At 62.3% G+C, this 14,023-nt stretch carries 12 protein-coding genes; 3 read left to right on the top strand and 9 right to left on the bottom strand.

The window, feature by feature from the left end; all coding sequences use genetic code 11:
• Positions 1-102: 102 nt before the first annotated feature.
• From lnt to miaB, 5 genes are all read right to left on the bottom strand, one after another.
• The gene (lnt, locus tag SC318_RS23215; RefSeq protein WP_320428607.1) at positions 103-1,626 is read right to left on the bottom strand and encodes an apolipoprotein N-acyltransferase; all 1,524 of its coding nucleotides are present in this window, start codon (positions 1,624-1,626) and stop codon (positions 103-105) included.
• Positions 1,627-1,634: 8 nt separating this feature from the next.
• A complete protein-coding gene (locus SC318_RS23210) occupies positions 1,635-2,474 on the bottom strand; it encodes a CorC family transporter (protein WP_010206772.1) in 840 nt (279 codons plus the stop codon).
• 27 nt (positions 2,475-2,501) lie between these two features.
• Entirely contained in the window at positions 2,502-2,975 is a 474-nt protein-coding gene (gene ybeY, locus SC318_RS23205) for an rRNA maturation RNase YbeY (RefSeq protein WP_320428606.1), read from the bottom strand.
• On the bottom strand, positions 2,968-3,972 hold the full coding sequence (locus tag SC318_RS23200; protein WP_320428605.1) for a PhoH family protein: 1,005 nt from the start codon (positions 3,970-3,972) through the stop codon (positions 2,968-2,970). Before SC318_RS23200 ends, ybeY begins: the two co-directional genes overlap by 8 nt.
• Positions 3,973-4,176: 204 nt before the next feature.
• Positions 4,177-5,505: a tRNA (N6-isopentenyl adenosine(37)-C2)-methylthiotransferase MiaB gene (gene miaB, locus SC318_RS23195; protein ID WP_320428604.1), complete on the bottom strand. Its 1,329-nt coding sequence runs from the start codon at positions 5,503-5,505 to the stop codon at positions 4,177-4,179.
• A gap of 131 nt (positions 5,506-5,636) precedes the next feature.
• Between miaB and SC318_RS23190 the strand changes: the two genes are divergently transcribed.
• On the top strand, positions 5,637-5,963 hold the full coding sequence (locus SC318_RS23190; RefSeq protein WP_003236992.1) for a DUF1820 family protein: 327 nt from the start codon (positions 5,637-5,639) through the stop codon (positions 5,961-5,963).
• A gap of 6 nt (positions 5,964-5,969) precedes the next feature.
• Here the strand turns inward: SC318_RS23190 and SC318_RS23185 are convergent, their stop codons facing one another.
• From SC318_RS23185 to SC318_RS23170, 4 genes are all read right to left on the bottom strand, one after another.
• Positions 5,970-6,524: a tetratricopeptide repeat protein gene (locus SC318_RS23185; protein ID WP_057724919.1), complete on the bottom strand. Its 555-nt coding sequence runs from the start codon at positions 6,522-6,524 to the stop codon at positions 5,970-5,972.
• Between the two features lie 226 nt (positions 6,525-6,750).
• Complete coding sequence (hemL, locus tag SC318_RS23180) at positions 6,751-8,034, bottom strand: glutamate-1-semialdehyde 2,1-aminomutase (RefSeq protein ID WP_306494750.1); 1,284 nt, start codon at positions 8,032-8,034, stop codon at positions 6,751-6,753.
• Between the two features lie 11 nt (positions 8,035-8,045).
• Entirely contained in the window at positions 8,046-8,675 is a 630-nt protein-coding gene (gene thiE, locus SC318_RS23175; protein ID WP_320428603.1) for a thiamine phosphate synthase, read from the bottom strand.
• 49 nt (positions 8,676-8,724) lie between these two features.
• Positions 8,725-9,522 (bottom strand): hydroxymethylpyrimidine/phosphomethylpyrimidine kinase, encoded by a 798-nt coding sequence (locus SC318_RS23170; protein WP_320428602.1) that lies wholly within the window; start codon positions 9,520-9,522, stop codon positions 8,725-8,727.
• A 273-nt stretch (positions 9,523-9,795) separates the two neighbouring features.
• Between SC318_RS23170 and SC318_RS23165 the strand changes: the two genes are divergently transcribed.
• A complete protein-coding gene (locus SC318_RS23165) occupies positions 9,796-12,195 on the top strand; it encodes a hybrid sensor histidine kinase/response regulator (RefSeq protein ID WP_320428601.1) in 2,400 nt (799 codons plus the stop codon).
• Between the two features lie 69 nt (positions 12,196-12,264).
• A complete protein-coding gene (locus SC318_RS23160) occupies positions 12,265-13,911 on the top strand; it encodes an acyl-CoA dehydrogenase family protein (protein ID WP_320428600.1) in 1,647 nt (548 codons plus the stop codon).
• The last annotated feature ends 112 nt before the right edge of the window (positions 13,912-14,023 follow it).

Here is a 14,023-nt window from a genome sequence, read left to right as displayed (position 1 = left end):
GGGGGCTTGCGCCCGATAGAGGAGTGTCAGTCAGCACATTTGTTACTGATACACCGCAATCGGGGGCAAGCCCCCTCCCACAATGGTTTTGTGGTTGATCTGTTAGACCGTTTTGGCCATCCGGGCCGCCAGCAGCGCCCAGCCGAACAACAGCACGCACACGATGATCAACGGCCACGACCGCCATTGCAGGTAGGGCGTGAGGTTGTGCATCGGCACCACGTCGCCGTAGAGAATGCCGCGCTCGAATTGCGGGATCTGCGCGGTGATCTGCCCAAACGGGTTGATCAGGCCGGTCACGCCGTTGTTGGTGGCGCGGATCATCCAGCGTCCGGCTTCAAGCGCACGCATCTGCGCCATCTGCAGATGTTGCAGCGGGCCGATGGAGCGGCCGAACCACGTATCGTTGCTGATCGTCAGCAGCAAGTCGCTCTGGGCCGACAGGCCGGCGGCGAACTCCGGGTACACCACTTCATAGCAGATGAACGGCGCAATCTGATAACCCTTGGCCTGCAGCATCGGCTGGTCGGAAGGGCCGCGGGCAAAATCCGACATCGGCAGGTCGAAGAAGGCGATCAAGCCGCGCAACATATCCTGCAGGGGCACGTATTCACCGAAGGGCACCAGCTTTTGCTTGAGGTAGGTGCCGTCGCCTTCGCCGACCACGGTGATGCCATTGAAGTAACGCTTTTCATGGCGCACCTCCTGGCGAATCGGTACCCCGGTGATCAGCGCGGTATTACGGCTGGCGGCGAACTTGCCCATCATGCCCAGATAACCTTCGACCGACTCCTTGAGCACCGGTACGGCGGTTTCCGGCCACACCAGCAGGTCGACGCGCTTGGAGCTCAAGCTCATGTCGCGGTACAGCGCCAACTGCGCATTGAGCTGATCCGGGTCCCACTTCATGCTCTGTTCGACGTTGCCTTGAATGGCGGCCACGCTCAATGGCGGGCCGGAAGGCGAGGTCCAGGCATGATGCTTGAGCGCAAGGCCGATGGCCCACGGCGCAACGAGCAGCACCAGGCCTGCGGCGATGAAGCTGTTGCGCTTGCTTGCCAGCAGGCGCGGCAGATTACACAGCACAGCAGCCGTCAGCGCCAGGGCGAAGGAAATCAGCCACATCCCGCCCAGGGGCGCCAGACCGCTGAGCGGGCCGTCGAGTTGACTGTAGCCGGAGTACAACCACGGAAAACCGGTAAGGAACCAGCCACGAAAGGCTTCCTGGCCGACCCACAACGCGGCGAACGTCAGCGCATCGGCCAGCGGCGCTTCATTGCGGCGCAGCCAGCGCGCCCACAGCCAGGCGGGCAGGGCGAAGAACCAGGCGATGGCGGCGGTGAACAGCAGCATCAAGAAGCCCGCCAGCAGCACCGAAGCGCCGCCGAAGTGGTGGATGCTGTAGTAGATCCAGCTGGTGCCCGCGCCAAACAGGCCGAAGCCGAAACACCAGCCGCGGCCCAGGGCCTGGCGCGGTGTCAGCTCACGCAGGCCGATATAGAACACACCCACCGCCACCAGCGCCAGCGGCCAGATGTCGAACGGCGCCAGCGCCAGGGTGGTAATGGCGCCGGCCACCACGGCCAGCAAGTTACCGGGCCAGCCGGGTGCAATCATACGGCGCATGTCAGTCCTTAGCGGGCAATCGGAGTCAGGCGGATCAGATGGATGCGACGGCTGTCGGCATTCAGGATGCGGAAACGATACGCGCCGATCTCGGTGGTTTCGTTACGCTTGGGCAGATGCCCGAACGCACTCATCACCAGGCCGCCGACGGTGTCGAATTCATCGTCGGAAAATTCGCTGTCGAAGAACTCGTTGAAGTTCTCGATAGGCGTCAATGCCTTGATCAGGAAGTCACCGCTGGGCAGTGGCTTGATGTAGCTGTCTTCTTCGACGTCGTGCTCGTCTTCGATGTCGCCGACGATCTGTTCCAGCACGTCTTCGATGGTCACCAGCCCCGCCACGCCACCGTATTCGTCGATCACGATGGCCATGTGGTTGTGGTTGGCGCGAAATTCGCGCAGCAGCACATTCAGGCGCTTGGACTCGGGCACGAAGGTGGCCGGGCGCAGCAGGTCCTTGATGTTGAAGCTGTCGCCGTTCTCCTTGAGGATCAGCGGCAACAGGTCCTTGGCCAACAGGACACCCATGACGTCGTCATGGCTTTCGCCGATCACCGGGTAGCGCGAGTGCGCCGAGTCGATCACGGCCGGGAGGAATTCCCGCGGGGTCTGGGTCGCCTTGATGCTGATCATCTGCGAACGCGGCACCATGATGTCGCGTACTTGCAGGTCAGCGACCTGGATGGCGCCTTCGACGATGGCCAGCGCTTCGCTGTCCAGCAACTTGTTCTGATGGGCCTCGCGCAGTAGCTCCAGCAGCTCCTGGCGGTTTTTCGGCTCGTGGGCAAAAGCCTGGGTCAATTTACCCAGCCATGACTTTTGCCCGTTGCTCGATCGGTCTTCGCTCATAGCGATTACTCTAAATCCTTGATTGTTTCAGTTGAGTGTCGATTGGTTTTCGTCGTCTGCATACGGGTCTCGATGGCCCAGTTCTGCAAGCAACGTTCGTTCCAGTGCTTCCATTTCCTCGGCTTCGTCATCGTCTATATGGTCGTAACCCAAGAGATGCAAGCAGCCATGAATGACTAGATGGGCCCAGTGGGCCTCGAGTTCCTTTTCTTGCTCCTGCGCCTCACGTTCCACTACCGCGACACAGATCACCAGGTCGCCCAGCAGCGGGATATCCAGGAACTCGTCGGGCACGTCGGCGGGGAATGACAGCACGTTGGTCGCGTAGTCTTTCTGACGCCAGGTGTGATTCAGCTCACGGCCTTCGGGCTCGTCCACCAGACGAATGGTCAGCTCCGAATCGGCGGTGCGCTGGCGCAAGGCCAGTTCGCACCACTGACGGAACTGGGCTTCGCTGGGCGCGGCCGCTTCGGTGGCCAGTTGCAGGTCAAGCTCAAGCATCGCGGCGTACGTCCTTGGACAGGCCGTCGTCGCGGTGTTCGAAACGCTCATAGGCCTCGACAATGCGTTGCACCAGCGGGTGGCGCACCACGTCCTTGGGCATGAAATGCGTAAAGCTGATGCCTGGCACGTCCTTGAGCACTTCGATCACCTGGCCCAGGCCCGACTTGGTGCCCTTGGGCAGGTCGACCTGGGTGATGTCGCCGGTGATTACGGCCGTGGAGCCGAAACCGATACGGGTGAGGAACATCTTCATCTGTTCGACGGTGGTGTTCTGGCTTTCGTCGAGAATGATGAAGCTGTTGTTCAAGGTACGACCACGCATGTACGCCAGCGGAGCAATTTCGATCACCTGGCGTTCGATCAGCTTGGCGACGTATTCAAAGCCCAGCATCTCGTAGAGTGCGTCGTAGAGCGGACGCAGGTACGGGTCGATCTTCTGGGCCAGGTCGCCGGGCAGGAAACCGAGCTTTTCGCCCGCTTCGACGGCGGGGCGCACCAGCAGGATGCGACGCACCTGTTCGCGCTCCAGGGCATCGACTGCACAGGCCACGGCTAGATACGTCTTGCCGGTACCGGCCGGGCCGATGCCGAAGTTGATGTCGTTGCCGAGGATTTCCTTGACGTACTTCTGCTGATTCAAGCCGCGTGGGCGAATCATGCCTTTCTTGGTACGCAGGGCCACGCTGGCTTCGGCCACGGGGTTGCTGGCCAGGTCTTCCACGGCGGATTCCTGCAGGTACAGGTGCACCGTTTCCGGCGACAGCTCACTGCCCTTGGTTTCGCGGTAGAGACGACGCAGCAGGTTTTCCGCAGACGTGGTGTGGTGGGGTTCACCAATGAGCTCGAACTGATTGCCGCGGTTGCGGATCTCGATGCTCAGGCGTTGTTCGATCAGGCGCAGGTGCTCGTCGAACTGTCCGCACAGGTTGGCGAAACGGCGAGCCTCAAAGGGCTCGAGGAGAAAACGATGGGGTTCTACTGTAGGTGCGTTCAAGGTCGCTTTTAGCCGCCCTTTGGCTGTTGAGGTGAAAGAGAGAATAACGCCAGGCGTCGGTGTGCGAAAGCACTTACGTTATCGGAATGCTGCACGGTCCCAGTGTGGGAGGGGGCTTGCCCCCGATAGCGCAGTGCCAGTCACCGCATGTACTGGCTGACACACCGCCATCGGGGGCAAGCCCCCTCCCACATTGGATCGGTGTTACTGGACCAGAGACCCGCGCAACGAGTGCGGCTGGGCCGCGTCGATGTGCACGTCGGCAAACTGGCCGATCAGGGTCGGGTTATCGCAGCGGAAGTTGACGATGCGATTGTTCTCGGTGCGGCCCTGCAATTCGCCAGGGTCCTTTTTCGAATAATCGGTCACCAGGATGCGCTGGATCGAACCGACCATTTGTCGGCTGATCTCGAAACCCTGCTGATTCAGGCGATGTTGCAGCGCATTCAAACGTTCCTTTTTCAGCGCTTCCGGGGTTTCGTCCAGCAGGTCGGCCGCTGGGGTGCCCGGGCGTTGGCTGTAGACAAACGAGTAGGAGAAGTCGAAACCCACGTCCTCGATCAGCTTCATGGTCTGCTGGAAATCTTTCTCGGTCTCGCCAGGAAAGCCAACGATGAAGTCGGAGCTGATGCAGATGCCTGGCACGGCGGCGCGCAATTTGCGCAGCTTGGATTTGTACTCCAGGGCCGTATGGTTGCGTTTCATCGCCGACAGGATGCGGTCCGAGCCCGACTGCACCGGCAGATGCAGGTGCTTGACCAGCTCCGGCACTTCGGCGTGGGCCTGGATCAGGCTGTCGGAGAACTCCAGCGGGTGCGACGTGGTGTAGCGGATGCGCTCGATGCCGTCGACGGCGGCGACCACACGGATCAGCTCCGCCAGGTCGGCCAGGCGGCCATCGTCGGTCAGGCCACGGTAACCGTTGACGTTCTGGCCCAGCAGGGTCACTTCACGCACGCCGTTTTCGGCCAGGTGGATGATTTCCGCCAGCACATCGTCGAACGGCCGGCTGACTTCTTCGCCACGGGTGTAGGGCACTACACAGAAGGTGCAGTATTTGCTGCAGCCTTCCATCACCGACACGTAGGCGCTTGGCCCATCGATGCGCGGCTCGGGCAAATGGTCGAATTTTTCGATTTCGGGGAACGATACGTCTACTTGCGGCAACTTGGTGACGCGCGCGGCGTCGATCATTTCCGGCAGACGGTGCAGCGTCTGCGGGCCGAAGACCACATCGACATAGGGCGCGCGGTCGCGGATCGCGGCGCCTTCCTGGCTGGCCACGCAACCGCCGACGGCGATCACCATGTCCGGGTTGGCCAGCTTCAATTCGCGCCAGCGGCCCAGCTGCGAGTACACACGGTCCTGGGCCCGTTCGCGGATCGAGCAGGTATTGAGCAGGATTACGTCGGCATCTTCGGCGCGGGCGGTGACTTCCAGGGCCTGGTGTTCGCCCAGCAGATCGACCATGCGCGAGCTGTCGTACTCGTTCATCTGGCAACCGTGGGTTTCGATGTAAAGCTTCTTGGCCATGGGAATCGTCAACTGGTGGTAAAGAACCGCGCATTATAGGGGGCATGCCCATTGGTTCCTAGCGCTGTGCATCGGGTGCCATGCTATAGTTCGCGCCCTCTTTTATATCCCCGATGTGTTGCTCGCCCACCATGACCAAACGTGAAGCTCCAATCTACAAGGTGATTTTCCTCAACCAGGGCCAGGTGTTCGAAATGTACGCCAAGCAGATCTATCAAAGTGATCTGTGGGGTTTTCTGGAGGTGGAAGAGTTCGTCTTTGGCGAGCGCACCCAGTTGGTCGTCGACCCGGGCGAAGAAAAGCTCAAGGCTCAGTTTGAAGGCGTGGTGCGCAGTTTTGTGCCGATGCATTCGATTGTGCGCATCGATGAAGTCGAGCGCCTGGGCACGCCCAAGATCAGCGAAGCGCGCGGCGTGAGCAATGTCATGCCGTTTCCGATGCCGATGCCTGAGAAGTAGGGCCGATCAGGGCAGGGGTGAGAAGGGCGAACGCCCGTCGGCACTCTGCAGTTCCTGCAGGTAATTGCGGAAGATTTGCCCCAGCACCTGGGTTGCCACTTCCAGTTCATCGCGCTGCATGTGCTCGGCGACTTCGTCGGCGGTGTCCAGCGCGTCTTCGGCGCCGTTGACCGCAGCCATTTTCAGCACGATGTAGGCCTGGACGTTATTGGCCGGTACGCCTTCGCCGCGAAAGAACATATTGCCCAACTGGAATTGCGCCTGGGCGTGGCCCTGGAGCGAGGCCTTTTCGAAGTAGCTCAACGCTTTGTTGAGGTCGACGGCCGGGTTCTTGCTGTCGTGGTAGTACTCGCCCAACTCGTACTGCGCTTGCGCATCCCCCTCATCGGCCTGTTTCTGGCACGCGCTCAGGGCTTCGGCCTGGGTGTCGGGCTGGGTATTGAGGGTGCAGCGACCCATCGCTGGGATTAACAACGAGTTGCCGCCTGCTTGTGCATGCGCCAGCAGCGGCTGAAGGAGCAACAGGCAGCCCAGAACCAGGGTGCGGCCGGTGCGTTTCATGGGAATCGACTTACCTCTGACGGGGCGCGCGGACCCTCAAGGAGTCCAATAAGCGCGCATTATGAAATAAGCAGGCCTCTGCTTACAAAGTCTTTACTCGTTTTTCTGCTGCTTGGGCAAGTTATCTGCCGGATTGCAGGGCAATTCTCGAAAAAACCAGGAAATCTCTGTAAGCAAAGTAGCAAATCTGACGCTGCCACAGGCAACGTCAGCGCAGTGCCGTCACTTATTTCAGGGCCGCGAAGGCGCGCTCGGCAGCATCCAGGGTCAGCTTGAGCTCGGCATCGCCATGGGCGATCGAGGTGAAGCCGGCTTCAAAGGCGCTTGGTGCCAGGTACACACCGCCTTCGAGCATCAGGTGGAAGAAGCGCTTGAACAAGTCAGCGTCGCTGCCCATGACGTCATCAAAGGTGACGATGTCGTCGGCGCCGCTGAAATACAGGCCAAACATGCCGCCGGCCTGGGTGGTCACAAACGGGATGCCGGCGGCGTCGGCGCGCACTTGCAGGCCGTCCAGCAGGCGGGTGGTGTAGTCGGTCAGCTCGGCGTGAAAGCCCGGGCGGCTGATCAAGCGCAGGGTGGTCAGGCCGGCGGCCATTGCCAGCGGGTTACCGGACAGCGTGCCGGCCTGGTAGACCGGGCCCAGGGGAGCGATGTGCTGCATGATCTCGCGCTTGCCGCCGAAGCAGCCCACGGGCATGCCGCCGCCGATGATTTTGCCGAAGGTGCTCAGGTCCGGTGTGACGCCATAGTGAGCCTGGGCACCGCCGAGGGCGACACGGAAACCGGTCATCACTTCGTCAAAGATCAACACCACGCCGTGCTTGTCGCACTGCTCGCGCAAGCCTTCGAGGAAGCCCGGGGCCGGCGGTACGCAGTTCATGTTGCCGGCGACCGGCTCGACGATGATGCAGGCCACGTCCTGGCCGACTTCACTGAGCATCTGCTCCACGGCGGCGATGTCGTTGAATGGCAGGGTCAGGGTGTGTTTGGCAAACGCGGCCGGCACGCCGGCCGAACTCGGAACGCCCTGGGTCAGCGCGCCGGAGCCGGCTTTCACCAGCAGGCTGTCGGAATGGCCGTGGTAGCAGCCTTCGAACTTGATGATGCTGTCGCGACCGGTGAAACCACGGGCCAGGCGGATGGCGCTCATGGTGGCTTCGGTGCCGGAGCTGACCATGCGCACCATTTCCATCGACGGCACGATCGAGCAGACCAGGTCGGCCATCTCGGTTTCCATCGCGGTCGGAGCACCGTAGGACAAACCGTGCTGCAGCTGCTGGCGTACGGCGTCCAGCACGTCCGGATGGCTGTGACCGAGGATCATCGGGCCCCAGGAGCCGACGTAGTCGACGTAGCGCTTGTCATCTTCGTCGGTGACATAGGCGCCTTCTGCGTGCTTGAAGAACAACGGCGTGCCGCCCACGCTCTTGAACGCACGCACGGGGGAGTTCACACCACCGGGGATGTGTTTCTGGGCGTTGGCAAACAGGGTTTCGGAACGGGACATGATCGGGCTCTCTAAACTGAAGATTTAAGAAGGTCGTTGAATGCACGGGCGCGGCGCGTGACTTCCTGGGTGCTGTCGGCGCCGAACAGGCCGTGCACCACGGCGAGCAGGTCGGCCCCGTGGGCCACCAGCGGTTCGGCGTTTTCCAGGGTGACGCCGCCGATCACGCAGATCGGCAGGTTCAGGCGCTTGCGCGCCTCGGCCAGCATTTCAAGGCTGGCGGCAGGGGCGCCGGGCTTGGTGGTGGAATTGAAGAAACGGCCAAAGGCGACATAGCTGGCGCCCTCCCTGGCAGCCTGTTCGGCCAGTTCGATCTGGCTGTGGCACGTGGCACCGATGATCGCCCTGGAGCCGAGCAGCGAACGGGCCGGGGTCAGCGGGCCGTCGGTCTGGCCCAGGTGCACGCCCACGCCCAGGCGTGCGGCCAGTTCGGCGTCGTCGTTGATGATCAATTGAGTCTTGTAGCGCGCGCACAGCTCACGCAGTTTCTCGGCTTCACGCAGGCGGCGCGCGTCGTCGCTGCTTTTGTCGCGGTACTGCAACAGTGTCACGCCGCCTTCCAGCGCCGCTTCGACGTAGGCGAGGAACTTGCCGGCCAACAGTTGGCTGTCGGTAATGGCGTAAAGGCCACGTAGTTTCATCGGGCAAGCCCCTTGCTGTGACGAGCGGTAAGTGGTGGTGAACGGTGAGCTACGAGCAGAAATCCAGTGGCAACCGACGCGGTACGAACTGGCCCTGGCCGAGTTGTTCGGCGTCACGCAAGGTGCGCCAGGTGTAGTTCAGCGCCGACTGTACGGCGCTGGCCAGGCCTTCGCCCTGCGCAAGTCGCCCCGCCAATGCGCTGGCCAGCGTGCAACCGGAGCCGTGATAGCTGCCGGGCAGACGTTGGCAGGTGTAGGTGTGGCGGCTGCCGTCGCGGCTGTACAGGCGGTTGTGCACTTCGTGCTCGTCGCCGTGGCCGCCGGTGATCAGCAGGTGCTTGATGAACGGGAGCAGCTTCTCGGCGCATTCATCGGCGCTGCCGTCAGGCAATTCGGCAAGGATGCGCGCTTCGGGCAGGTTGGGCGTGGCGATCAGTGCCAGGGGCAACAGCCGCTCGCGCATCGCATAGCCCACTTCATCCTTGCCCAGGCTGCCGCCACCGCCGGCGCGCAGCACCGGGTCGCAGACCACCGGCAGGTGCGGATGCGCCTGCAGCAGTTCGACCACCGTGTCGACCATCGCGGTAGACCCCAGCATGCCCAGCTTCACCGCTGCGACTTGCGAATCGCCGAGCACGGCATTGGCCTGGGCCAGCACCCACTCGCGGTCGAGCACGCGGAAGTCGCTGACGTTGACGGTGTTCTGCACGGTCAGCGCGGTGACGGCAGGCGCCGCGTGGCAACCCTGGGCGAGCAGGGCTTCGATATCTGCCTGCAAGCCGGCGCCACCACTGGGATCGTGGCCGGAGAGACAGAGAACAACAGGGCGAGAGCTGTAGATATTCATGGTGCGCGAGCTTACCACCAAACGCTTTTTGCGTGGCTGTCCGGCGATAAGGGAATGTTGCGTTGCGCAGCGCCTTTGTAATCACGGAAAAACGAATGAATGTCCCTGAAAACCGCGTCCCAGAGCCATCCGAAAAATAGTTCCAATGGTGTCCAATGGCCTTTAGCGGCTATGCTAGAGTGGATCCAAACAACTTACTGTATCGCCGGTATACGTCTTCTCAAAAGGATGGGGGGCTTTTTGACATAACCGGACAGGCCACGCTGGGGCTCTATGCGCTATTTGCTGATTTTATTATTGTGCGGGCTGCCGCTGCTGGCCGGTGCCGTCGAGTTCAATCAGAGCACCCCAAGCCTGCCACTGGGCCGGGTTATGCAAGTGCTCGAAGACCCAACCGGCACCCTCACCATCGCCGACGTCAGTTCCCCTGCCTACGCCACCCAATTCAAGACTCACGACAAGCCCACCCTCAATGCCGGTTATTCGCGCTCGGTGTTCTGGCTCAAGGTCAACCTGCACTACACCGCCGTTGACCCCCGCTCCCCGCGTACGTGGTTTCTGGAACTGGCTTACCCGCCGCTCAATCGCCTGGACCTGTACCAGAACGACGGCACCGGCAACTATCGGCTGACCACCCGCACCGGCAGCGCGTTGCCGTTTTCCAGCCGCGAAGTGCGCCAGAGCAATTACCTGTTCAAGCTCAACTTCGTACCCGACCAGCGGCAGACGGTCTACCTGCGCCTCCAGAGCCAAGGCTCGATCCAGGCGCCGTTGACCCTCTGGGCAGGCACTGCCTATATGGAAGAGCAGCCGCTGCGCCTGTATGTGCTGGGCGCTATCTACGGCGTGTTGCTGGGCATGCTGGTCTACAACCTGTTCATCTATTTAAGTGTGCGCGACACCAGCTACCTCTATTACATCCTGTATATCGCCTCGTTCGGCCTGTATCAGTTGTCGGTCAACGGCGTGGCCGTGGAGTACTTCTGGCCGAACAACCCGTGGTGGGCGAACGCGGCGGTGCCATTCCTGATTGGCTCGGCGGCGTTGTTTGGCAGCCTGTTCGCGCGCAGCTTCCTGCACACTGCGCAACACAGCCGCTGGCTCAACCGCACCCTGCTGGCGCTGGCGTCCTGTGGCGGGCTGGTCATGGTGCTGGCGCTGGTGACCAGCTACGCGGTGGCGCTGCGCCTGGCCACTGCGTTGGCGCTGGTGTTCACCGTGACCATCTTCGTGGCGGCGATCAAGGCCTGGTATTGCGGCCAGCGCATGGCGCGCTATTTCATCATCGCCTGGTCGGCGTTCTTGCTCGGCGGGGTGGTCAATACGCTGATGGTGCTGGGCTATCTGCCCAACGTATTCCTCACCATGTATGCCAGCCAGATCGGCTCGGCCATCGAAGTCGCGCTGCTGTCCCTGGCCCTGGCCGACCGCATCAACGGCATGCGCGAGCAGCAGGCGCAGATCCTGTTCGACGCCAGTCAGAAGCTCGAAGTGCTCAACCAGCAACTGGCGCGCAGCAATCGGCTCAAGGATGAATTCCTCGCCACCTTGACCCACGAATTGCGCACGCCGATGAACGGCGTGATCGGCTCCCTTGAACTGATGCAAACCGAGTCTCTGGACGATGAGCTGGCGCAGTACCAGCAAACTGCCGCAGGTTCGGCGCGGGACATGATGCGCATGGTCAACGGCATTCTCACCCTGACCGAGTTGCAGGCCGGCCGCCTGGCTGCCCGACCGCAGGTGTTCGGCTTGCGCGCTGTGCTGGATACCTTGCGTCAGCAGTTCACCGCCAGCGCCCAGGCCAAGGGCCTGGAATTTTCCGTGGACGTTGCCGATACCGTGCCGGACCGGGTGATCGGTGACGCCGACAAGCTGACCCAGTGCCTGGATTGCCTGTTGGACAACGCCTTCAAATTCACCCACCACGGCGCGGTGCGTTTGCGCGTGGTGGGGGTTCCCCAGGCAGATGGCGAATGGCGCTTGAGCTTTATCGTGACCGACACCGGTATCGGCTTCGCCTTTCTGGACGAGGCCACGCTGTACCAGCGCTTCTTCCAGCTCGATGGCTCGATGACCCGCGAATACGGCGGCCTGGGCATTGGCCTGGCGATTTGCCGGCAGTTGATCGAGCTGGTGGGCGGACGTCTCACTCATCATTCAGAGCCCCGCAAGGGCAGTCGCTTCCAGCTGGAAATGGACGTCAAGACGATCCCGCCCGAACCAAAGACGGCCGCGCAGGTGCAGCCTGCACAACGATCGCCGCAGGCGTGCACGGTGTTGTTGGTGGATGACAACAGCGTGGCGCAACTGGCGGTGCGTGGCATGCTGCTCAAGCTGGGTTATCGGGTCAAAGCGGTGGACGGTGGCCCGGCGGCGCTGGCTGCTTTGCAGGAGAGCAGGTTCGACGCGGTGGTGCTGGATGTGCCTGAGGGCGGCTTCTCGTTGTGCTGCCAGATTCGTGCCTTGCCGGGCTGCGGTGAGTTGCCGGTGATCGGCCTGAGCACCGCGCTTAATGTGACCGATCGTGAGCGCTGCCATGGCATCGGCATGAGCGAGCACTTGGCCAAGCCGGTGCGTTTCGAGGCTTTGCAGGCGACACTGGAGCGTCTCGTACTGTGTCCGCAGCAAGGCGAAAGCGCCGAGCATTCGGCGCGTATGCCACTTTTTTAAGGCGTTTGAGGGTGCTTAACTGAAATCAGGGCCTCGGTGTCACGTGGCCTTTTTTCCAGGAGGCCCGTCATGAACCTGCACCGGTTTGCCGAAACCCACGACGTCACCAACCAGCCGCCGTCCCTTGACGGTACCAACCTGTACCGCATCGACCTGCCCCTGCAAGAGTGGGCGCGTCGCTTTGGCGCCGGCTGGGCCGAGTCGCGTATCGATGCCTATGGTGCGCTGGCCGGCGGGCCGTTGATGGCGGCCGGGTTTCTGGCCAATCAGCACAAGCCGGTGTTCAACAGCCATGACCGTTACGGCCATCGGATCGATCTGGTGGAGTTTCATCCGGCCTACCATGAGCTGATGCGCACCGCCGTCGAGCATGGCCTGCCGTCGTTGCCGTGGACCCACCCGCAATCCGGCGCCCACGTGGCGCGGGCCGCGATGACCTACCTGCACAGCCAGGCCGAAGCGGGCAGCGGTTGCCCGCTGACTATGACCTTCGCCTGCGTCCCGGCCCTGCGGCTGCAGCCCGACCTGGCGGACCTCTGGCTGCCGAAAATTCTCAATACCCAATACGACCCGCGCAACGTCGGCATCGCCCACAAGGCCGGTGCCACCATCGGCATGGCCATGACCGAAAAGCAGGGCGGCACCGACGTGCGCGCCAACACTACCCGAGCTTACGCGGTGGGCGCGGGCGGTCCGGGGCAGGCCTACGAACTGGTGGGCCACAAATGGTTCTGCTCGGCGCCGATGTGCGACGGCTTCCTCACCCTGGCCCAGACCGACAAGGGCCTGACCTGTTTCCTGCTGCCCCGGCATCGCCCGGATGACACGCGCAACGAGTTCTACATCCAGCGTTTGAAGAACAAGCTGGGCAACTGCTCCAACGCCTCCAGCGAAGTGGAGTTCCGTGGCGCCCTGGCCTGGATGGTCGGCGAAGAGGGGCGCGGCGTGCCGACCATCATCGAGATGGTCGCCATGACCCGCTTCGATTGCATGGTTGGCTCCAGCGCACTGATGCGCCAGGCGTTGACCCAGGCGAGCCATCACTGCGCCCATCGCTCGGTGGGCGGCCGCGTGCTCAGCGAACAGCCGCTGATGCAGAACGTGCTGGCCGACCTGGCCCTGGAAAGCGAAGCGGCCCTGGCCTTGAGCCTGCGCATGGGACGGGCGCTGGATCATCTGGGCAATGAACAGGAAGCCAAGTTCGCCCGGCTGGTGACGGCGGTGGGCAAGTACTGGATCTGCAAGCGGGCGCCGGCCATGATCAACGAAGCCGCCGAATGCATGGGCGGCGCCGGTTATGTGGAGGACAGCATCCTGCCGCGTCTGTACCGTGAGGCGCCGGTGAATTCGACGTGGGAAGGCTCCGGCAACGTGCAATGCCTGGATGTGCTGCGGGCCTTGTCGAAAGAGCCGGGCGTGCTGGAGGCGTTGTTTGTCGAACTCGGCGACGGGCAGGGCGACCCGCGACTGGCGCGGCACATCGAGCGGTTGAAGTCGGCGTTCATGGACACCCAGGATATTCAATACCGCGCCCGCCAGCTGACCGAGGATATTGCCCTGGCGCTGCAGGCCAAGCTGTTGCTGGAGGCTGGGAATGCGGCGGTCAGTGATGGGTTTATTGCCAGTCGCCTGGGCGAGTCGCACGGTCGAGTGTATGGCGCCTTGCCGCGTGGCGTGGATGTACAAGCCCTTGTCGCCCGCTCAACTCCTGCCTGAACACGAACCCATGTGGGAGGGGGCTTGCCCCCGATAGCGGTGTGTCAGCCAATACATCTGGTGGCTGATACTCCGCTATCGGGAGCAAGCCCCCTCCCACATTATTAAGAGC

The organism is Pseudomonas sp. MUP55, from assembly GCF_034043515.1.
In the GTDB taxonomy this organism is placed as follows: domain Bacteria; phylum Pseudomonadota; class Gammaproteobacteria; order Pseudomonadales; family Pseudomonadaceae; genus Aquipseudomonas.
The sequence above is the reverse complement of the archived record's forward strand: the minus strand, read 5'-3'. Positions and strand labels throughout refer to the sequence as shown.